Origin of the sequence: Natronococcus roseus (assembly GCF_043677095.1) — an archaeon.
In the GTDB taxonomy this organism is placed as follows: Archaea; Halobacteriota; Halobacteria; order Halobacteriales; family Natrialbaceae; genus Natronococcus; species Natronococcus roseus.
In genome coordinates this window covers 273,709-292,659 of sequence record NZ_JBHLJR010000005.1, presented here as the reverse complement: position 1 = coordinate 292,659, position 18,951 = coordinate 273,709, and the positions used below count along the sequence as shown (strand labels likewise).

Genomic DNA, 18,951 nt, shown 5'->3' with positions numbered 1-18,951 from the left:
CTGCCTTCACGACAAAGCACCCTTAGTGGGGGTAGGAGCTCTAAGAATTGCAGTCAGGATATTGGGTCGTCTAAATTTATCTGCTCGAGTATAATTTTCGGTTGCTCCCGGAGCGGCCGACGAGAGCAGGTGAGCACCCTTAAGAGCCGCCGGAAACAGGGTTCGCGTATGCAACCGCGCGACCTGTCCGACCACGTCGCCTACGAGGCGGGGCGAGGCATCGAGGAGGTCGCCCGCGAACTCGGGCGCGACCCCTCGGAGTTCATCAAACTCGCCTCGAACGAGAACCCCCACGGTCCCTCCCCCGCGGCCGCCGACGCCGTCCGGGAGGCGGCCGGGAGCATGAGCTCCTACCCCAAATCCGCCCACACCGACCTCGCCGACGCCGTCGCCGACCGCTGGGCCGTCGACTCCGCGCAGGTCTGGCTCGCAAACGGCGGCGACGGCGCGATCGACTACCTCTCGAGAGCCACCCTCGAGCCGGGCGACGACGTGCTCGTCCCCTCGCCGGGCTTTGCCTACTACGGGATGAGCGCCCGTTTCCATCACGGCGACGTCAGAGAGTACTCCCTCGAGCGCGAGGCCGACTTCGCTCAGACGCCCGAGACGGTGCTCTCGGCGTACGACGGCGAGCGGATCATCTACCTCACGAGCCCGCACAACCCCTCGGGGTCGACGATCGAACTGGCGGACGTCGAGGAGATCGCCGAACAGACCGGCGAGGACACCCTCGTCGTCGTCGACGAGGCCTACGGCGAGTTCGCCGACGTCGACAGTGCCGTGGCGCTGCTCGAGGGCCGGAACGGGTTCGAGGCCCGCGACGACGTCGCCGTCCTGCGGACGTTCTCGAAGGCCTACGGCCTCGCCGGGGTTCGACTCGGGTACGCGATCGTTCCCGACGAGTGGGCCGACGCCTACGCCCGGGTGAACACCCCCTTCGCGGCCAGCGAGATCGCCTGCCGTGCAGGGCTGGCGGCGATCGACGACGACGAACACGTCGAGCGAACCGTCGCGACGGCCCGGGACTCCCGCGAGTACATGCGCGATCATCTCGACGCGCGAGTCTGGCCCAGCGAGGGCAACTTCGCGCTCGCGGCGGTCGGCGACGCGACGGCCGTCGCCGAGGAGCTCCAGGAGCGCGGCGTCATCGTCCGGGACTGCTCGAGCTTCGGCCTGCCGGGCTGTATCCGGATCACCTGCGGCACCGAACGCGAAACCGAACGCGCCGTCGAGACGGTAAACGCCGTCCTCGAGGACCTAGAACTCGAGCGAGAACCGGAGGTGACCGACGCGTGAGGATCGCCGTCACCGGGACACCGGGAACGGGGAAGACCACCGCGACGGAGCTGCTCGAGGAACGGCTCGCTGACGGCGAGTCGGCGATCGAGGACGACGCCCTCGAGGTGATCCACCTCAACGAGACCCTCGAGAAGGAGGAACTCTACACCGCGATCGACCCCGATCGCGAGAGCAAGATCGCTGACCTCGACGCGCTGGCCGACCGCCTCGCCGACTACGAGCGCGCAGTGACCGAGTCCCACCTGGCACACCACTTCGAGGCGGATCGCGTCGTCGTCCTGCGTTGTGAACCGTCGGCGCTGAAGGAGCGCCTGCTCGAGCGCGGCGAGAGCGAGGCCAAGGCGACCGAGAACGCCGAGAGCGAAGCGCTGGACGTCGTCCTCGCGGAGGCGGTCGAAGAGCACGGCCTCGAGTCGGTCTACGAGATCGACACGAGCGACCGCGATCCCGAGGCGGTCGCGGCCGACCTCGAGGCCGTCGTCGCGGGCGACCGGGAGCCAAGCGCCGGCGAGGTCGACTTTGTGGGGTACCTCGAATGACGCTGGATCAGCTCCGTCCGTACGTCTCCGGAATTCTGGACCCGTTCGTCGAGGGGTTCGACCGGCTGGGAATGACGCCCAACGGCGTCAGCCTGCTGGCGTTCGGGATGGCGGTGCTGGCGGCGCTCGCTTTCATGCTCGGCGGGCGGGTGGCGCCGATCTGGTTCGTCGCGGCCGCGATACTGGTCTTTCTGAACGGCTGGCTCGACGTCATCGACGGGGCCCTCGCCCGCGAACAGAACGTCGCCTCCGCGGGCGGGGACCTGCTCGATCACGTCATCGACCGCTACGCAGACATCGTCATCATCGGCGGGCTGGCGGCCGGCGTCGAAAGCTACTTTTTGGGCTTTCTGGCGGTGACGGGCGTCGTGATGACCTCCTATCTCGGCACGCAGGCCCAGGCGGTCGGCCTCGATCGGGTCTACGGCGGGCTCATCGGCCGCGCGGACCGGCTGGTGATCATCGGCCTCGTCGGTTTCCTCGCCTACCCGATATCGGGCATCTACGGCGGACTCACGCTGATCGGCTGGCTGCTGGTCTTCCTCGCGGTCGTCGGCCACATCACCGCGCTCCAGCGCTTTTACTACGCCTGGATCGCCCTCGAGTAACCGTCCCGCTCGGCGCCGACTGCGGGGGACTGGGACCGCGCCGCATGGTTTATCACGTCCCGCGATATAGGTTCGGACATGGTTCAATGCGAGATGTGTGGCACCGAGACGTCGTCTCCGAAGACGATCAAGGTCGAGGGTGCGAAGCTGGACGTGTGTTCGAACTGTACGGAGTTCGGGACGGAGGTGAAACAGCCCAGTAGCTCGAGCTCCTCCACGAAGTACTCGACCAGTTCGAGCTCCTCGAGTTCGAGCTCCGGCGGGGCCACGAGCGGCGGGTCGACGTCCTCGAGTTCCGGCGGCTCGCGCCGCCAGGACATGTTCGACGACATGGACGAGCTGGCGACCGACTACGACGACCGCGTCCGCAACGCTCGCGAGGAGAAGGGACTGAGCCAGTCCGAACTGGCGAACGAGCTCAACGAGAAGGCCAGCCTCGTCCGGAAGATCGAGCGGGGTGATACGCTTCCCAGCGACAGCGTGCAGTCGAAACTCGAGAGCCACCTCGGGATCGAACTGAGCGCCGAGGGCGGCTCCGCGGAGGACTCGGAGTGGTCGGGCGGTTCGGCGTCGGGGAGCTACACCCTCGGCGACGTCGTCAAGCGCAAGGACTGAGACGGCCTGCTGTAGGCCAGTTCCGGCGAACCCGACGGGGTTCGGGTTCGCCGGCATACCTTACGGCGGGTCGTCCGATCGCGACCGACTCGCAAGCTATTTCTCTCCAGCGGGGGGCGTCTCTCGTATGTTCGTTCTCGTCAACCTCAAGACCTACCCGTGCGATCCGATCGAGGTCGCGGAAGCCGTCCGCGACGTCGACGACCGAACCGACGCCCGACTGGCCGTTGCGCCCCAGGCCGCTCACCTCGAGCGCGTCGCCGAGACGGGCGTCGAGACCTGGGTCCAGCACGTCGATCCGATCGATCACGGCAGCAACACCGGTCACACGCTCGCCGAGTCGGTCGCCGACGCGGGCGCCGACGGCACGCTGATCAACCACTCCGAGCAGCGCCTGAAGCTGGCCGATATCGACGGCTCCGTTCGCGCGGCCGGACGCGCCGGCCTCGAGACGGTCGTCTGTGCGAACAACCCGGCCCAGATCGGCGCCGCGGCGGCGCTCGGCCCCGACGCAGTCGCCGTCGAGCCGCCGGAACTCATCGGCACCGGCACCCCCGTCAGCCAGGCCGACCCCGACGTCGTCGAGGACGCCGTCGACGCCGCCGAGAACGTCGACGACGACGTCGCCGTGCTCTGTGGTGCGGGTATCAGCACCGGCGACGACGTCGTCGCGGCGGGCGACCTCGGCGCCGAAGGGGTCCTGCTGGCAAGCGGGGTCGCGAAGGCCGACGACCCGACCGCGGCCCTCGAGGACCTCGTCGAACCGCTGTAGCGGGAATCGTTTTTACGGATACCGGCCCAACCCGGAGGTATGTCACCGGATCACGCCGTCGCTGTCGCGCTCGAGAACCGACTGATGAGCAACGGGATTTACCTCACCGACGTCTCCTGGCCCGACGGCGGCGGTGACGAGGCGCCTCCCGACGGCGCGGCGCTCGACCTCGAGTACGAGACCGTCGCCGAGGCGCCGTTCGTGACGACCGACGAGGTGAGCTCCGTCGTCCGGATGCTGCTCGCGATCGCCGAGGAGCGAGACTGGACGCCCGGGCGGCTCGAGGTGACCTCGCGCTCGACCGACGGCGAGTTGCGGGGGCGCTGGCACGTCGAGGGGGAGTGGTTTGCGGGACTCGACGACGAGCTCTCGGAGGTGGAGTTCTCCCAGCGCGTGCTCGGAACGGTCACCGGGCCACCCGAGGCCGAGTAACCGCGTTCCGGCCCCGTGAGAACGAACCGAGACACCGATATGGACGCAGTCGCGAGAGTCGGGCATGGACACACCGGCCCGCTCGTCCGCGTTCTCGATCGACCGGGAGGGGCTTGCGCTCGGCGCGGTCGATCTCGCCTTGCTCGCCGCGATCATCGTCGTCGGCCAGCTGAGCCACGGCGTCGACCCGGTCGGGGAGCCGCTGACCGCCCTCGAGACGGTCGTCCCCTTCGCCGTCGGTTGGCTCGCGATGGCCCCGCTGGCGGGGCTGTACGCGCCCGGGGTCGCCGCCTCGCCCGCTCACACTGTCCGTCTGACCACGGTCGCCTGGGTCGCGGCGGCGAACGTCGGCCTGATCCTGCGGGCGTCGGCGCTGTTCGACGGCGGCGCAGTCTGGCCGTTCCCGCTCGTAATGACCGGGTTCGGTCTACTCGCTCTCGTCGGCTGGCGCGGGGCCTACGCGGTCTACGCCCGCTCCCGCCGCTGACCGCACCGAAACGGTTCCGCCCGACGACTCCGAACGCTGACCCTCCACCGGGACTCTCAGAAACCGAATAGGATGTTTTCTTGCTGATACGCCCCGTAGATAATATAATCATCGATCGTGTTCTTCCCCCGTTCGACGACCGACGAGCGCAGAGCGCCTCTATCGGGCTATTTTTTGGGCTTCAGCCGGTATATAGTCGGCGCGCTGTGAGGGATGGCTCCCTATCAAACCGATGGTTTCGCGCCTCAGAACATCGATATAAATTTCCCATAAGTTATGAAAATGGTTCCTCACTAATACGAGTTAGAAATAGGTCCGGTATCAGCTAATTATGGGAAACACTTATACCACTATTCCGCATAGTATAGAATACATTATGACTGGATACTACGACATTGTTCTCGGCCTCATCCCAGTCGCACTGCTCGGCATCACCGCTGCACTGACGTTCGTCGGTCTGTCAGTGACGGCGGCGATACCGGCCGGAGCGTTCGCCGCGATGGTGCTCATGGGCCACGCAATGTTCGTCAACACGCCAGTCGACTCGACGGAGGAGGTCCAGTCAGCGCCCCAGCCGCTCAACGCGGACTGAATCCGATCTCGAGCCGGTATCCCTTTCTCACTTCCCGCTGTTTTTCCCGGTGTGACCGACACCCTGTTTCTGACGAGCGAGGACGTCGACGGCCTCGCGACGCCAGCCGAGTACGTCGACGCCGTCCGCGAGGGGTACCGACAGCGCGGCGAGGGCGCCCCCGCCCAGCCCAGATCGAAGCTCGTTCGCGACGAGCCCGCGGGAATGCTCACCGGCTACACCGCCATCCTCCCCGACAGCGGCGTCATGGGTGGATACACGTACAGCGCCGGGTTCGGCGCCGAGGACGCCTGGTTCGTGTTGCCGCTGTTCGACGCCGACAGCGGGGCACCGCTGGCGCTGTTCGACGGTGCGAGCCTGAACCCGTTCAAGACCGGCGCGGCCGGCGCCGTCGGGGTCGACGCCCTCGCCCGCGAGGACGCCGACACGCTCGGGATCGTCGGCAGCGGCGCGCAGGCACGCGGCCAGCTGCGGGCGACGGCGACCGTCCGCGAGCTCGCCGACGTGCGGGTCTACTCGCCGACGGCCGAGAACCGCGAGGCGTTCGCGGCCGACTTCGACGCCGAGCTCGCGGCCGACGTCCGGGCGGTCACCTCGAGCGCCGACGCGGTCGCCGGTGCGGATATCGTCATCACGGCGACGCGGGCGAGCGAACCGGTGTTCGACGGGGACGACCTCGAACCCGGAACCCACGTCACGGCGATGGGCCAGTACGGGACCGACAGCCGCGAGCTGGATACGACGACGATCGAGCGGGCGACGTACGTTCCCGACCTCCGGGAGCGAGCGACCTACGACGCCGGCGCCTTCCTCGCGGCGCTAGAGGCCGGCGTCGTCGGCGAGGACGACGTCCACGCCGAACTCGGCGAGGTCGTCGCCGGCGTCACACCCGGGCGGACGAGCGACGAGGAGATCACCGTCTTCGACAGCGGCGGCACCGGGGTCGAGACGGTCGCAGCGGCGAACATGCTCTACGAGCGCGCGAGCGAGGAGGGGCTCGGCACGGAGATTCCGTTCGCGCCGGCCAGCGAGGCGCTGACGGGCGACTGATCCCGGCCTCGTGCTGTGACGAACGGTTTCGAGATCTGTCGGTATCGATCGGTTACGAATCGTTGCCGACGGTGATAGAATATATGGCGCTGCTACCGCCAGCTAACGTTAAATTGCCGGTGTAATTCCTGCGAAACCGTAGGGGCGTTCAAACGTTTCGATCCCTTACGGCGCCCCATGTCCCGCGCGGCCGAGCTCGCCGCGGTTCTCGAGACCCGCGACTCGCTTGCGATCGTCTGTCACGACAATCCCGATCCCGACTGTCTGGCCAGCGCGCTGGCTCTCGAGGCGATCGCCGACCACGCGGGCGTCGGCGACGTAGCGATCGCCTACGGCGGCGACATCTCCCACCAGCAAAACCGCGCGTTCGTCTCGGTCCTCGAGCTCTCGCTGCGAACCCTCGACGAGACCGAACTCGACGACTACGACGCCGTCGCGTTCGTCGACCACTCCCAGCCCGGGGCCAACACCGAGCTGCCGGAGACGTTCCGTCCGGATATCGTCGTCGACCACCACCCCGGCGACCCGATCGAGGCCGAGTTCGTCGACGTCCGCGTCGAATACGGCGCGACGGCGACGATCTTCGTCGAGTACCTCGCCGACCTCGGAATCGAGCCGACCCCCCGGCTGGCCTCGGCGTTGCTGTTCGCGCTCCACCGGGAGCGGCTCGACTTCGTTCGCAGTCCGACCCGCCGCGAGTACGAGGCCGCGCTCGCGGTCTACCCGGAGGCCGAGCTCGAGGCGCTCGACCAGCTGTACGGCAGCGCCTTCTCCGCGGCGACGCTCGACGCCATCGGTCGGGCGATCGCGACCCGCCAGCGCCAGGGGTCGTCGATGGTCGCCACCGTCGGCCGGACCGCCGAAACGGACGCGCTGCCACAGGCCGCGGACTACCTGCTCAACCTCGAGGACGTCGACACCGTGTTGGTCTACGGCGTCGTCGGCGACGCGATCCGGCTGAGCGCCCGGTCGATCGATCCCGAGATCGACATCGGCGAGGCGCTCGAGGCGGGCTTCGACGAGCTTGGCTCCGCCGGCGGCCACCACGACATGGCCGGCGGTCGGATCGAGCTGGCGGCGATCGTCGACGACGTCGATCCCGAGGCCAGAGATCTGCTGACCATCGTCGGGAGCCGGCTCCCGGACCGGTTCTTCGAGGCACTCGAGGGCGGGAGTTGAGCGTCACTCGATGTCGATGGCGTGCGAGTCCTCGCCGGGCTCGAGCTTGGGAAGGCGGATCGTCAACACGCCGTTGTTGACCGTCGCCTCGATCCCGTCGGCGTCGACGGGCTCGGGAAACGTGAGCTGGCGGCTGAACGACTCGAGTTCGCGCTCGCGACGGAGGTAGCTGTCGTCACGTCCGTCGGTCGTCCCGTGTTCGCGCTCGCCGCTGATGTAGAGGGTCTCGCCCGAGAGCCGACTATCCAGATCCTCGGATTCGTAGCCGGGAACGTCGACGGTGACGACGAACTCGTCGTCGTGATCGGCGAGGTCGAGCGTGGTCGTTCCGCTGCCGAACGCGAACTGCTCGCCCCGCTCGCTCTCCCAGTCTCTGGCAGCCTCCTCGAACTGGCGGTTCAGTCGGTCGAACAGTTCCTCGAGGTGGTCGAAGGGATTTCGTCGGCCGGCCATAGCAGTTCGACCCACTACCGGGGTCCTCGAAAAAGCCATTCACGGGTATCGGAACTGTCACCGACTCGGACGTGTCGGTTCGCGAACGCGGCAGCATCCAGGCTCGTCGTTTTCCGTCTTCCGACCCTCGCTTCGGGTATGACGAAAGCGCTGTTCGTTGTCAGCGAGGAAGGCTACTGGGGCGAGGAATGCATCGAGCCGCTCGAGACGCTCTCGGACGCCGGCGTCGAGATCACCGTCGCGACGCCGTCGGGCGGACCGCCCGAACTCGACGAGACCTCCGCCGACCCCGACGAGGTCGGGGAGGAGACCGCCGAGCACGTCCGGGAGGTCCACGAGAGCGACGAGCGCCTGAACGATCCGATCCCGACCGCGCAAGCCGACGGCGAGGCCTACGACGCCGTCGTCTTCCCGGGCGGCCACGGCACCGAGTGGGACGTCAACCAGGACAGCGACGCCCGCCGGCTCCTCCGTGAGGCCGTCGAGGGCGACGACGGGACGGCGCTGGTCGTCTGTCACGCCGTCGGCATGCTCGGGTTCGCCCGCGACAGCCAGGGCGCCTTTATCGTCAACGGCCGCGAGGTTACCGGCTTCCCCAACGAGTGGGAGGAAGACATCCTCGACGAGAACGACGTGATGCCGGACGGCCGCAAGCTCCCCTACTGGGTCGCCGACGAGGTCGAGGCCGCGGGCGGCGAGTTCGATCCCGAACTCGACGCCGACACGAGCGTCACCGTCGACGGCGACCTGCTGACGGCCCGCGGCCCCGAGTCCTCAAGCGCCGCGGCCGAGGCGCTGCTCGAGGAGCTCGACCTGTAGACCGGAACCGGGCCAGTTATCCCTCCGGATTGCCGAGTTCGGGTGTGACCGCCGACCCGACGCCGCCCGAGCGAACGACCGAGCTGCGGAGCGAGAGCTACCGGATCACCGTCGACGACGGCCGGGACTCGTTTTTCGCCCTGAGTATCGAAGACGCCGAAAACGAGGAGGCGTGGCTCATGTCCGACACCGTCTACGCCCTCGAGAGCATGCGGTAGCCGGTCCGGCACCGGCTTCCCCGTGGCGAATCAGTCCCTTTTTACCCCGCGCCGGGGAACGGCCACTATGAGCTTCGAGAAAGACGACGACGTCGTTCTACACGACGAGCACAGCGAGTTCGACGGCGAGACCGGCACCGTCACCCAGACGATGGAGTCGATGTTCGGCGACGTCACCTACACGATCAGCTTCGAGGACGGCCAGGAGACCGGCGTCCCCGAGGACTCCCTCGAGGCGGCCGACGGCGCCGACGAGGACGACGAGGAGTAACCCCGACCGAGGCGACCCGACGGTCGCCCGCTCGTTCCGAACCAGCGATCCGCACTGTATCCGCAGATGCCACAGATACCCCTTCACTACGTCGACTTGCGGGCGTTTTGCTACGCCACCGAGGACGAGAAACGCGTCGAGCAGGCGCTTCGGACCTTCCTCCCCGAGGAGTTCGAGATCGAACGCGTCGAGAGCGAGGGCCACTACGGCGACCGCATCCTGGTGCTGTCGGCCCGCGTCGAGAACGCCGACGACGTGCGCCACGTCCTCTCGCGGCTCGCCGACCTCGAGGACCTCGACGGCCTCCTCGGCGAGCTCGACGACCGCGTCACCGAGAACACCGAGCTCTTCTTGCGACTGGACAAGCAGGCCGCCTTCGGCGAGGAGGTCCGCCTCGGCGAGGGGATCACCTTCCGCGCGAAGGTCGAAGCCTACCCCGCCAAGAAGGACCAGGCCGTCGACAACGCCGAGGAGGTCCTCGAGCGACTGCGAGACGGGGAGTAGCCCTCGAGCGTAGCGTTCCGTCCGCCTGCCGACGCGAAACGGGAGCGCCCGTGCTGTAGCGCTTCGAACCCACCGATCAGCCCGTGAGCACGACATGATAGCGGTGTCAGTCGAGACGGCCGTCGAGATCGCGACGACGATCTTCGTCCTCGCGACGATGTTCTCGATCGGGATGGAGCTGTCGCTCGATCAGTTACTGGCCGCGCTCCGCAAGCGGCGACTGATGGCGAAATCGCTGGTCGTCAATCTCGTGGCGATCCCGGTACTCGCGTACCTGCTCGTCCGTCCGCTTTCCGTGGAGGCGGGGTACGCGGCGGGGATCGTGCTGATCGCCGTGGCTCCCGGCGCCCCTTTCGGGCCGAAGTTCGCCGAAATAGCGAACGGTGACATCGAGTTTGCCAGCGGCCTGATGGCGGTTCTCGGAATCGTCTCGGTCGTGACGATACCCGTCAGCCTGGCGCTGCTTCTGCCCGGAAACGTTGCCGTCGATCCGCTCGCGATCGGGTGGATGATCTTCGGTATTCAGCTCCTCCCGCTGCTGGCGGGAATGGGGCTCGACGTCCGGTACTCCGCCGTGACAAAATGGCTGTACCCGCCGGTACAACGGCTCTCCGATCTCTCGTTTCTCTTCTTGCTCGTCCTCCTGTTGGCTGCCTATAGCAACGAGATGGTCTCGCTCGTCGGCACGGGAACGCTGTTCGTTTCGGTCGTCATCATCGCCGTGTCGCTACTGCTCGGGTACGTACTCGGTGGACCGGGACGGAACACGCGGGAAGTGTTGGCGACGACGACCGCCGCCCGAAACGCTGCGATCGCGCTCTTCATCGCGACGACCAGCTTTTCCGATCCCGACGTGCTGATGGTCGTGCTGGCGTTTTCGTTTATCGGCGTCGTTCTCTCGGGACTCCTCGCCGGAAGGTGGAGGCGACTAACAACGTGATCCCAGAGCGTCTCGAGATCCGCTTTTCGAGTCCGGTCCGGGAGCCGATTCCTGTCACGTCCGCCCGTCTCCGTGAGGAATCGACCGATCTGACCCGCGACCTGGACCGGGTCAGGTACGGAGCGTGTGCGACTATTCGCTGGTACCTGTATCCCGGCACGATCCGGCGTCGTCCCGCGGTCGCTCCGGAAATGACTTACAGCAGACCGTACGACGATCCGGTATGCACGTTTCCGTCGTCGGTGAGGATCCCGTTCGCGACGCCGTCGAGACCGCGCTCGAGGACGTCGACGTCTCGGTCCGTTCGACCGGACCGGCAGCCCTCGAGGACGCCCGTTTTGCCGTCGTCAGCGACGTCGCCGGCGCGGCGACGTTCGAGCGAGCGAACGAGGCGGCGCTGGCGGGGGGGACCCCCTGGATCGCCGTCGAGATCGGTGGCGTCGGCGGCCACCCGATCGCGGAACTGGACGCCGCCGTCTCCGGGTTCGCCCCCGCGACGGGCTGTTTCGACTGTCTTCGCGCCCGCGTCGACTCACACCGCGAGTCCGCTGGGGACGAGCCCAGCGCCGACTCGAGCGCCGCTCGCTTCGCCGGCGCGCTCGCGGGTCGGGAGTGCGTACGGGTGCTGTCGGGCGAGGAGCGGTCGGTCATCGGCCACGTCGTCGAGGTCCCCCACAGCCGACGACGCGTCCTCCCGGTGCCGGGCTGTGACTGCGGCGGCGAACGGGATCGCTCCCTCGGGCGCGACGACGAGTCGTTCGATCTCGCACACGCCGTCGAGCACGCCGATCAGGCGATCGACGACCGGGTCGGGATCGTCAGCACGATCGGCGAGGTCGAGTCGTTCCCCGCGCCGTACTACCTCGCGACGACGGCCGACACGAGCGGGTACAGCGACGCCAGCGCGGCCAACCAGGCCGCGGGCGTCGACCCCGACTGGAACGCGGCGCTGATGAAGGCCGTCGGCGAGGGCCTCGAGCGCTACTGTGCCGGCGTCTACCGGGATCGCGAGTTCGAACACGCGAGCGAGGCCGATCTCGAGCGAGCGGTCTCGCCGACCGATCTCGTTCGACCTGACGACGCCCCCGAGTACGATCCCGACGAGGAGCACCGCTGGGTCGAGGGCGAGAGCCTCGAGACGGGCGACCGGACCTTTCTGCCGGCCGCGGCCGTCCAGTTCCCCCAGCCCGGCGAGCGACTCGTCCCCGCGATCACGACCGGTCTCGGGCTCGGTTCCTCGACGGTCGACGCCCTGCTGTCGGGGCTGACCGAAGTCCTCGAGCGCGACGCGACGATGCTGGCCTGGTACTCGACGTTCGAGCCACTGGGGCTCGCCGTCGAGAGCGAGACGTTCGCGGATCTCGAGCGCCGCGCGGCGAGTGAGGGACTCGCGGTGACGCCGATGCTCGTCACCCAGGACGTCGACGTCCCCGTGGTCGCGGTGGCGGTCCACCGCGAGTCCGCAGACGGCGACGGCGAGACGGAGTGGCCGGCGTTCGCCGCGGGCTCGGCGGCCGGGCTCGATGCCACCGAGGCGGCGACGGCGGCGCTGGCGGAGGCGCTACAGAACTGGATGGAGCTGCGCGGACTCGGCCGCGAGGAGGCGGCGGAGGCCTCGGCCGCGATCGGCGAGTACGCCTCGTTCCCCGAGCCCGCGCGGGCGTTCGTCGACGTCGACCGGACGGTTCCCGCGGCGAGCGTCGGGCCCGATCCGGTTCCGACCGGCCGCGAGGCACTCGAGGAACTCGTCGCACGAACGGTCGACGCCGGACTGGAACCTCGCGCAGCGCGGCTGACGACCCGCGACGTCGAGGGGCTGGGCTTCGAGGGCGTGCGAGTCGTCGTCCCCGGCGCCCAGCCGCTGTTCACCCGGGAGCCGTTCTTCGGCGAGCGCGCCCGGGCGGTGCCGGCCGAGCTCGGGTTCGAGCCCGCACTCGAGCGGCCGTTCCACCCCTACCCCTGATCCGCGTCGTCGTCGCCTTCGGAGCCGTCGTCGTGTTCCTCCTCGAGTTCCTCCTGTTCCTCCTCGGCTTCCGCCTCGTCCTCGGTGATCTCGAGTTCGATCTCGTCCTCGTAGAGGCTGATCAACACGAGGTCCGTTTCGTCGGTGATCGTCCCCATCTCCACCAGATCGTCGACCTCGTCGTCGCCGTGTCGGGTGACGCGGAACTGCTGATCTTCGCCCTCGATGTGAGGTGGAGCGACGCGCTCGCCGGGCGTGATAGTGAACGCTTCCTCGTAGCTCTCCCGGCCGTTGCCTCGAGCCACGGCGTCGAGGCTCACGTCGTACGGGTGATCCCCGTCGTTGGTGATCTCGACCGGAACCGGGCTCTGGAGGCTCCCCGTGAAGTGGTCCTGGACGCCGTCGATACAGCCCGCGAGACCGACGAGCGCGACGGTCCCGGCGGACTGCAGTACCCTGCGGCGGTTCACGCTCGATTCTCGGGGCCGAGCGACCGTCAGTATTACTTTTCGGCCCCGCTGTGAGCGGCTCCTTTCGAGGAGCGGCGACGGAGTTTAACATGTTAACGATCACCTACTCGGCAATCTATTGTGTGTAATAGGACGATGATTTGTGATAGAAAGCGACGGGTCGGCCGAGCGCGGCCGGTCCCGAGGGGACGCCGCGGGGGACGCGGGCAACGCGTCGAAACCGTCGGCGGGCGGCCGGACCGACGACTCGAGCGAGGGGTGAGCGACCGATGACGCGGAACACGACGATGACGGTGATCGGCGTGCTCTCGGTGGTCGCACTCGTCACGGCGGCGCTGGGACTGTACCGCGTGTTCTCGTTTGTCGGTGCGGCGACCATCCTGGCGGTGTTCGCGGTCGCGACGATCGAACGCAACGGGTCCGAACTCGATCTCGCGCCCTACACCGGACTGATCGGCATCCTCGGCGCGTTCTTCGTCGCTGGCCTGGCCGGAATCTGGCTAACCTGGGAGCCCGGCGTCACCGACTACAGCTACGTGCTGGGCGTACCGACGTCGACGCTGATCTACTTCGGGTTCATCTGGCTGTTACCCCTGACCTGTGCGGTCTACTACTCGCTGCTGTTCGATCGAGTCGCAAGCGAGGAGATCGTCGAGGGCATCCTCGAGGACGCCCGTAAGGCCCAACGGGGCGAGTCGCTCCCGCTGGCGTCCGAACAGCCCGAGAACACCCTCGAGGCGACCGACGGAGGTGAGCGGACCGATGAGTAGCGTCCTCGGAGCCGCCGGAACCGTCCTTCAGCAGGACGGGATCCCCGTCGCGGACGATCCGATCATCCTCGGCTTCGGCGCGGCGTACCTGCTGATCGTCCTCCTGATCGGTATCTGGGGCTGGATGCGAACGGAGTCGACCAGCGACTTCCTGATCACGGGCAAGAGCATCGGCACCTGGGTCCTCGCGCTGACGGCGTTCTCGGTGATCCAGTCCGGGTTCGGTTTCATCGGCGGTCCCGAACTTGTCTACGAGTTCGGGACGACCGCGCTGTGGATCTTCTTTACCGCGCCGCTTGGCTTCCTGCTGACGTGGGCCGTCCTGGCAAAGCGGATGCGCCTGCTCGCCGACATCCGGAACGTGTTGACCCTGCCCGACGCGATGTACGTCCGCTACGAGAGCGACTGGGTTCGCGGGCTCAGCGGCGTCGCCGTCGCGCTCGGCGTCGTCGCCTATCTGGCGGTCAATCTGGCGGCGCTGCAGTTCGTCATGCGGGCGATCTTCGGTATCCCCGTGCTGTGGGGCCTGTTCGGGGGCGCGCTAATCCTGCTGCTGTACTGTATGCTCGGCGGGATGATCGCGGGCGTCTGGACGGACTTCCTGCAGGCGATCACGATGGTCGTCGGCGCCGTGTTCGTCTTCGCGTACGCGATCTCGTTCGGGGGCGGGATGGAGAACATCTCCCAGAACCTGGCGAGCACCGATCCGAACCTCATCTCGCCGTTCGGCGCGATGGGCGGTGCGACGACCGCCGTGCTCGTCGGCATCGCCTGGTGGGTGCTGTTCTCCGTCGGTGCGGCCGGCCAGCCTCACCTGATCACGAAGTTCTACATGAGCCGCAACCTCACGATCCTCAAGTGGGGCGCACCGATCGCGGCGATCTCCTACGCGATCTCGAGCCTGATCGCCTTTTCGGCCGGCCTCTCGATGCGCGCGATGGTCGAGGCCGGCCAGCGCGAGGCGACGTTCTCGGCCTCGGAGGTCGGCCCCGTCTTCGTGCTCGATCACACCGGAAGCATCGTCGCCGGGCTGATCCTCGCGGCGCTTCTGGCGGCGATCATGTCGACCAGCGACTCGTTCCTGAACATCGGCGCGGCCGCGATCTCGCGGGACATTCCGCGGGCGCTCGGTCGGCCGATCACCGATCCGAAGACCGAACTCCGCGTCACCCAGGCCGCACTCGCGGGGCTGACGGTGCTGTCGACGATCGTCGTCTTCTACTCCGACGCGCTGGTCGGCATCCTCGGCGCGATCAGCTGGGGCTTCTTCGCCGCCGCGTTCGTCCCGGTAGCCGTCTTCGGGTTGAACTGGAAGGGGGCGACCAAAGAGGGGGCGATCGCCGCCCTCGTGGTCGGGATGAGCTACAACATCATCTACAACGTCGTACCTGAGGCCGCGGCGATCGTCGATGCGGGCTGGCTCAACTGGGTCAGCGAGAACGTCGTGATGGCGACCTACCCGTACCCGCCGGAGGTCCCCGCGGAGGCGATCTCGCTGCTCGTGACGATGGCCGTCTTCGTCTTCGTCTCGATCGCCACCCAGAAGGGACGTGAACTGCCCGCCGACCTGCACGCCCTGTTCGAACGGTGATGACCGCGACCGAGGAACCGATCGCGAGACTCACCCACTGGATCCGCCAGCGCCCGAACTCGATCGAGTTCTGGGAGCTGGTGGTCACCGACGAGCGGCTGTTCTGCTGTTTCGTCGGCGAATCCTACCGCTCGATGCTGCTGCGGGCCGACATGGGCGAACGCGGCCGCGCGCTCGTCGCCGACAGCGCGCCCGCGGAACTCGAGTCCCTCGAGGAGCGGAACTTCTCGGTTCCCCTCGAGGCCGTCGGGGGAATCCGGCTCGTCACGGGAACGCGGTTCCGGCGAGCGAAACTCGAGATCGAGTGGGACGACACGGACGCCCCCTACGACGACGGGATGACGCTGATGGCGTCGAGCGGAGCCGAGTCCCAGGCCGACGTCGTCGCCGGCTTCGAGGACGAGCCGTCACTCGAGGACGTCGATCTCGAGGTCGAACGACGGGGCTGGTTCTAGGACCGCGTTTTGCTCGAACGGATGACTTTTCACGTCGACCCGTGAGGGATCGTGTATGTCCACGGGTGCGACGACGACCGTCGAGATCGACACGACACTGTTTATCACCGTCTCCGGGCCACCGGGCTGTGGCGCGACGACGCTCTGTGAGCGCCTCTCGGATGCGATCGGCTGTCCGTACGTCTCCGGCGGGGACATCTTCCGCGAACTCGCCGAGGACCGCGACATGAGCCTCAACCAGCTAACGGCGAAGGCGGAGGCGTCGGGCGATATCGATCGGGCGCTCGATCGACGGCTGCAGTCGATCGCCGAGAAGTGGGGCACCGCGAACAAACCCTTCATCCTCGAGTCCCGGCTCGCGGGCTGGATCGCGGGCGAGCGCGCCGATCTTCGGATCTGGCTCGACGCCCCCGAGGACGTCCGCCTCGAGCGCATCGAGGATCGTCTCGAGACAGAAGCCGAGATGCGGGTCCGGGAGGTCAGCGAGGCGGGCCGCTACGAGTCGTACTACGAGATCGACATCGACGAGCGAGAGTTCTACGATCTGCAGCTCAACACCGCCCGCTGGGGGAAAGAGGGCGTGTTCCAGATCGTCCGGGCGGCACTCGAGGAGTACGATCCGGACGCCGATACGGGGGCGTTTCCGACGCCGGCGCTGGACCCGTAGTCCGTTCGAACACCTCGAGGACGAAGAGCGAGCCAGCACTGTACTGAACGGCCTAGACGAAAACGCTCGCCACGTTACATAGCGGATGCGAATGGAACGACCAGTGCTACGGAGGTGTTCGCGAGCACCGCGAGCGATTCACCGCCGGAGCGGGGTGAAACCCCGCGACGGCGGCCTTTTTCATCGAAGTTTTTTGGCGGGGTTCGACCGAGTGAGCGCAGCGAACGAGGGAGGACCCCGATAAAAAAGTTCGCTGTACGTATCGGCCCCCGAGGACCGACCGTCCACCGGAACGTGGACGGTTCCAATCGTCCGAACCGAATTACCACGAGTTTGGGATCGTCTCGCTCCCTTCGTCGGTGCGCGACACAACCTGTCGGGGCTCGAGCGCTCCTCGTTCGAACGCGACGAGGCCGACCCGGCGGGCACGTTCGGCGGTAGTTCTTTCATGACATCCGCTCTCGTACGACACGAATGACGTACTTCGTCACGCTCGAGGGGGGGACCTACGAGGAGGCACGCGAGTCGTTCTCGTGGGACGTCCCCGACGGGTTCAACGCGGCCGTCGACCTAGTGGGAAAACACGACGACGGCGACCGAGTCGCCCTCCACCAGGCCTTCCCCGACGGGCGACGCGAGCGCTACAGCTTCGACGACCTCGATCGGCGCTCGAGCGCCGTCGCGAACGCCCTCGAGTCGCTGGGACTGGGGTTCGGCGATCGGGTCGCGGTCGTCGTCCCGCAGAAGCCGGCGAACGTCCTGACCCACCTCGCGTGCTGGAAGCTCGGTGCGGTCTCGTTGCCGCTGTCGGTGCTGTTCGGTACCGACGCGCTACGCTACCGGCTGACCGACAGCGAGGCTCGGATCGCGGTCGTCGACGTCTCCCAGTGGGAGACGATCCGCGAGGTCGCGCCCGACTGTCCCGACCTCGAGGCCGTCCTGGTGGTCGACGGCGAGCCCGAGATCGAGGGCGGGACGGTCGGCGACGCGTCGGTCTCCCGATTCGAGACGGCGATCGACTGGCGGGACGACGAGTACGAGGTCGCGGAGACGGACGTCGACACGCCCGCGATCGTCATGTACACCAGCGGGAGCACCGGGAAGCCGAAGGGAGTGCTCCACACGCACGGCGTCTGGCTGGGCCACTGTCCCGCCTTCTCGATGTACTTCGAGCGCGACCTCGAGGGCACGTACTGGACGCCCGCCGACTGGGCCTGGATCGGCGCGCTGGGGGATCTGGTCTTTCCGGCCTGGCACTACGGCCAGCCCGTCGTCGGCTATCCGATGGGATCGTTCGACCCCGAGACCGCGTTCGAACTGCTCGCGGAGTTCGACGTCACCGGTTCCTTCCTCCCGCCGACGGCGATCCGGATGCTGATGGACGTCGCTGATCCCGCCGAGCACTACGAGCTCTCCCTGCGGGCGATCTGTTCGGGCGGCGAGCCGCTCACCCCGGAGATCCTCGAGTGGGCCGAGGCCGAACTCGAGGGAACGGTCGTCAACGAGCTGTACGGACAGACGGAGGCGAACCTCCTAGTGACGAACTGCCGGGAGTGGTTCCCCGCGAAAGCGGGCAGCATGGGGAAACCGGTGCCCGGTCACGAGGTCGCGGTGCTCGACCCCGAGACGGCTGAGCGAGTCGAGCCGGGCTCGGTCGGCGAGATCGCGGTCCGGCGGGACGACGACCCTGTCGTCTTCACGGAGTACTGGAACGACCCCGAGAAGACCGCGGCCGCGACGCTCGAGCGGGGCGACGACGGCGACCAGCGCGGCGACGGCCATCGCAATGTGGTGCGGTCCGAATCGGACGGGACGGCCGAGGGCGAGACCTGGCATTTGACCGGCGACCTCGCCGAGCGCGACGCGGAGAGGTACCTCTGGTTCAAATCGCGCGACGACGACCTCATCATCACCAGCGGCTACCGGGTCGGCCCCCGAGAGGTCGAGGAGGCGATCCTCGAGCACCCGTCGGTCGCGCAGGTCGGCGTCGTCGGGGTGGCTGACGACCGTCGCGGCGAGATCATCAAGGCCGTCGTCCAGCCCGGGGCGGGGATGGCGGGATCCGAGGAGCTACGCGAGGAGATCCGCGAGCTGGTTCGGGACCGATTGGCCGACTACGAGTATCCACGAGAGATCGAGTTCCGCGAGGAGTTACCGCAGACGACGACGGGAAAGATTCGACGGTCGGAGCTCGAGGAGACGTAGCACGGCAGCGGTCGTGCGGGTGGCTCGAGTGCGGGGCGACGCGCCGCGAGAG

At 67.6% G+C, this 18,951-nt stretch carries 23 protein-coding genes; 21 read left to right on the top strand and 2 right to left on the bottom strand.

Features of this window, described 5'->3' with window-relative positions:
- Window positions 1-168 precede the first annotated feature (168 nt).
- The 10 genes from hisC to ACFEMD_RS15430 all read left to right on the top strand — a co-directional run bounded on the left by hisC (window position 169) and on the right by ACFEMD_RS15430 (window position 7,573).
- Entirely contained in the window at window positions 169-1,296 is a 1,128-nt protein-coding gene (hisC, locus tag ACFEMD_RS15475; RefSeq protein ID WP_394742016.1) for a histidinol-phosphate transaminase, read from the top strand.
- The gene (locus tag ACFEMD_RS15470) at window positions 1,293-1,838 is read left to right on the top strand and encodes an adenylate kinase family protein (RefSeq protein WP_394742015.1); all 546 of its coding nucleotides are present in this window, start codon (window positions 1,293-1,295) and stop codon (window positions 1,836-1,838) included. The genes hisC and ACFEMD_RS15470 overlap by 4 nt, the downstream gene beginning before the upstream one ends.
- Window positions 1,835-2,446: a CDP-alcohol phosphatidyltransferase family protein gene (locus ACFEMD_RS15465; protein WP_394742014.1), complete on the top strand. Its 612-nt coding sequence runs from the start codon at window positions 1,835-1,837 to the stop codon at window positions 2,444-2,446. The genes ACFEMD_RS15470 and ACFEMD_RS15465 overlap by 4 nt, the downstream gene beginning before the upstream one ends.
- A 78-nt stretch (window positions 2,447-2,524) precedes the next feature.
- Window positions 2,525-3,061 carry a multiprotein bridging factor aMBF1 gene (locus ACFEMD_RS15460; protein WP_394742013.1) on the top strand — a complete coding sequence of 179 codons (537 nt, stop codon included), beginning with the start codon at window positions 2,525-2,527 and terminating at the stop codon, window positions 3,059-3,061.
- A gap of 127 nt (window positions 3,062-3,188) precedes the next feature.
- Window positions 3,189-3,833 carry a triose-phosphate isomerase gene (gene tpiA / locus ACFEMD_RS15455; RefSeq protein ID WP_394742012.1) on the top strand — a complete coding sequence of 215 codons (645 nt, stop codon included), beginning with the start codon at window positions 3,189-3,191 and terminating at the stop codon, window positions 3,831-3,833.
- Between the two features lie 39 nt (window positions 3,834-3,872).
- Entirely contained in the window at window positions 3,873-4,265 is a 393-nt protein-coding gene (locus ACFEMD_RS15450; protein ID WP_394742011.1) for a hypothetical protein, read from the top strand.
- Between the two features lie 64 nt (window positions 4,266-4,329).
- Window positions 4,330-4,752: a DUF3054 domain-containing protein gene (locus ACFEMD_RS15445; protein ID WP_394742010.1), complete on the top strand. Its 423-nt coding sequence runs from the start codon at window positions 4,330-4,332 to the stop codon at window positions 4,750-4,752.
- A 376-nt stretch (window positions 4,753-5,128) separates the two neighbouring features.
- On the top strand, window positions 5,129-5,344 hold the full coding sequence (locus ACFEMD_RS15440) for a hypothetical protein (protein WP_394742007.1): 216 nt from the start codon (window positions 5,129-5,131) through the stop codon (window positions 5,342-5,344).
- Window positions 5,345-5,395: 51 nt separating this feature from the next.
- A complete protein-coding gene (locus ACFEMD_RS15435; RefSeq protein ID WP_394742006.1) occupies window positions 5,396-6,394 on the top strand; it encodes an ornithine cyclodeaminase family protein in 999 nt (332 codons plus the stop codon).
- 177 nt (window positions 6,395-6,571) lie between these two features.
- Window positions 6,572-7,573 (top strand): DHH family phosphoesterase, encoded by a 1,002-nt coding sequence (locus ACFEMD_RS15430; protein WP_394742005.1) that lies wholly within the window; start codon window positions 6,572-6,574, stop codon window positions 7,571-7,573.
- A 3-nt stretch (window positions 7,574-7,576) separates the two neighbouring features.
- On the opposite strand, the gene ACFEMD_RS15425 is transcribed toward ACFEMD_RS15430, so the two are convergent.
- The gene (locus tag ACFEMD_RS15425; RefSeq protein ID WP_394742004.1) at window positions 7,577-8,026 is read right to left on the bottom strand and encodes an Hsp20/alpha crystallin family protein; all 450 of its coding nucleotides are present in this window, start codon (window positions 8,024-8,026) and stop codon (window positions 7,577-7,579) included.
- Between the two features lie 138 nt (window positions 8,027-8,164).
- Between ACFEMD_RS15425 and ACFEMD_RS15420 the strand changes: the two genes are divergently transcribed.
- From ACFEMD_RS15420 to ACFEMD_RS15395, 6 genes are all read left to right on the top strand, one after another.
- Window positions 8,165-8,845, top strand: a complete 681-nt coding sequence (locus ACFEMD_RS15420) for a DJ-1/PfpI family protein (RefSeq protein WP_394742002.1) — start codon at window positions 8,165-8,167, stop codon at window positions 8,843-8,845.
- 44 nt (window positions 8,846-8,889) lie between these two features.
- Window positions 8,890-9,063, top strand: coding sequence for a hypothetical protein (locus ACFEMD_RS15415; protein ID WP_394742000.1), 174 nt, complete (start codon window positions 8,890-8,892; stop codon window positions 9,061-9,063).
- Window positions 9,064-9,130: 67 nt separating this feature from the next.
- Window positions 9,131-9,334, top strand: a complete 204-nt coding sequence (locus ACFEMD_RS15410) for a DUF1918 domain-containing protein (RefSeq protein ID WP_394741999.1) — start codon at window positions 9,131-9,133, stop codon at window positions 9,332-9,334.
- Window positions 9,335-9,400: 66 nt separating this feature from the next.
- On the top strand, window positions 9,401-9,838 hold the full coding sequence (locus ACFEMD_RS15405; protein WP_394741998.1) for an RNA-binding protein: 438 nt from the start codon (window positions 9,401-9,403) through the stop codon (window positions 9,836-9,838).
- 94 nt (window positions 9,839-9,932) lie between these two features.
- On the top strand, window positions 9,933-10,778 hold the full coding sequence (locus ACFEMD_RS15400; protein WP_394741997.1) for a bile acid:sodium symporter family protein: 846 nt from the start codon (window positions 9,933-9,935) through the stop codon (window positions 10,776-10,778).
- A 223-nt stretch (window positions 10,779-11,001) separates the two neighbouring features.
- Complete coding sequence (locus ACFEMD_RS15395) at window positions 11,002-12,741, top strand: YcaO-like family protein (RefSeq protein ID WP_394741996.1); 1,740 nt, start codon at window positions 11,002-11,004, stop codon at window positions 12,739-12,741.
- Here ACFEMD_RS15395 and ACFEMD_RS15390 read toward each other — a convergent pair.
- On the bottom strand, window positions 12,732-13,211 hold the full coding sequence (locus ACFEMD_RS15390) for a hypothetical protein (protein WP_394741994.1): 480 nt from the start codon (window positions 13,209-13,211) through the stop codon (window positions 12,732-12,734). The two genes, ACFEMD_RS15395 and ACFEMD_RS15390, sit on opposite strands and share 10 nt — an antisense overlap.
- A 269-nt stretch (window positions 13,212-13,480) precedes the next feature.
- On the opposite strand from ACFEMD_RS15390, the gene ACFEMD_RS15385 reads away from it, so the two are divergent.
- The 5 genes from ACFEMD_RS15385 to ACFEMD_RS15365 all read left to right on the top strand — a co-directional run bounded on the left by ACFEMD_RS15385 (window position 13,481) and on the right by ACFEMD_RS15365 (window position 18,899).
- A complete protein-coding gene (locus ACFEMD_RS15385) occupies window positions 13,481-13,981 on the top strand; it encodes a hypothetical protein (protein ID WP_394741992.1) in 501 nt (166 codons plus the stop codon).
- Window positions 13,974-15,572, top strand: coding sequence for a sodium/proline symporter (locus tag ACFEMD_RS15380; RefSeq protein ID WP_394741990.1), 1,599 nt, complete (start codon window positions 13,974-13,976; stop codon window positions 15,570-15,572). The genes ACFEMD_RS15385 and ACFEMD_RS15380 overlap by 8 nt, the downstream gene beginning before the upstream one ends.
- Window positions 15,572-16,027, top strand: coding sequence for a hypothetical protein (locus tag ACFEMD_RS15375; protein WP_394741988.1), 456 nt, complete (start codon window positions 15,572-15,574; stop codon window positions 16,025-16,027). Before ACFEMD_RS15380 ends, ACFEMD_RS15375 begins: the two co-directional genes overlap by 1 nt.
- Window positions 16,028-16,082: 55 nt before the next feature.
- Complete coding sequence (gene cmk, locus ACFEMD_RS15370) at window positions 16,083-16,694, top strand: (d)CMP kinase (RefSeq protein ID WP_394741987.1); 612 nt, start codon at window positions 16,083-16,085, stop codon at window positions 16,692-16,694.
- Window positions 16,695-17,168: 474 nt separating this feature from the next.
- Entirely contained in the window at window positions 17,169-18,899 is a 1,731-nt protein-coding gene (locus ACFEMD_RS15365; RefSeq protein WP_394741986.1) for an AMP-binding protein, read from the top strand.
- The last annotated feature ends 52 nt before the right edge of the window (window positions 18,900-18,951 follow it).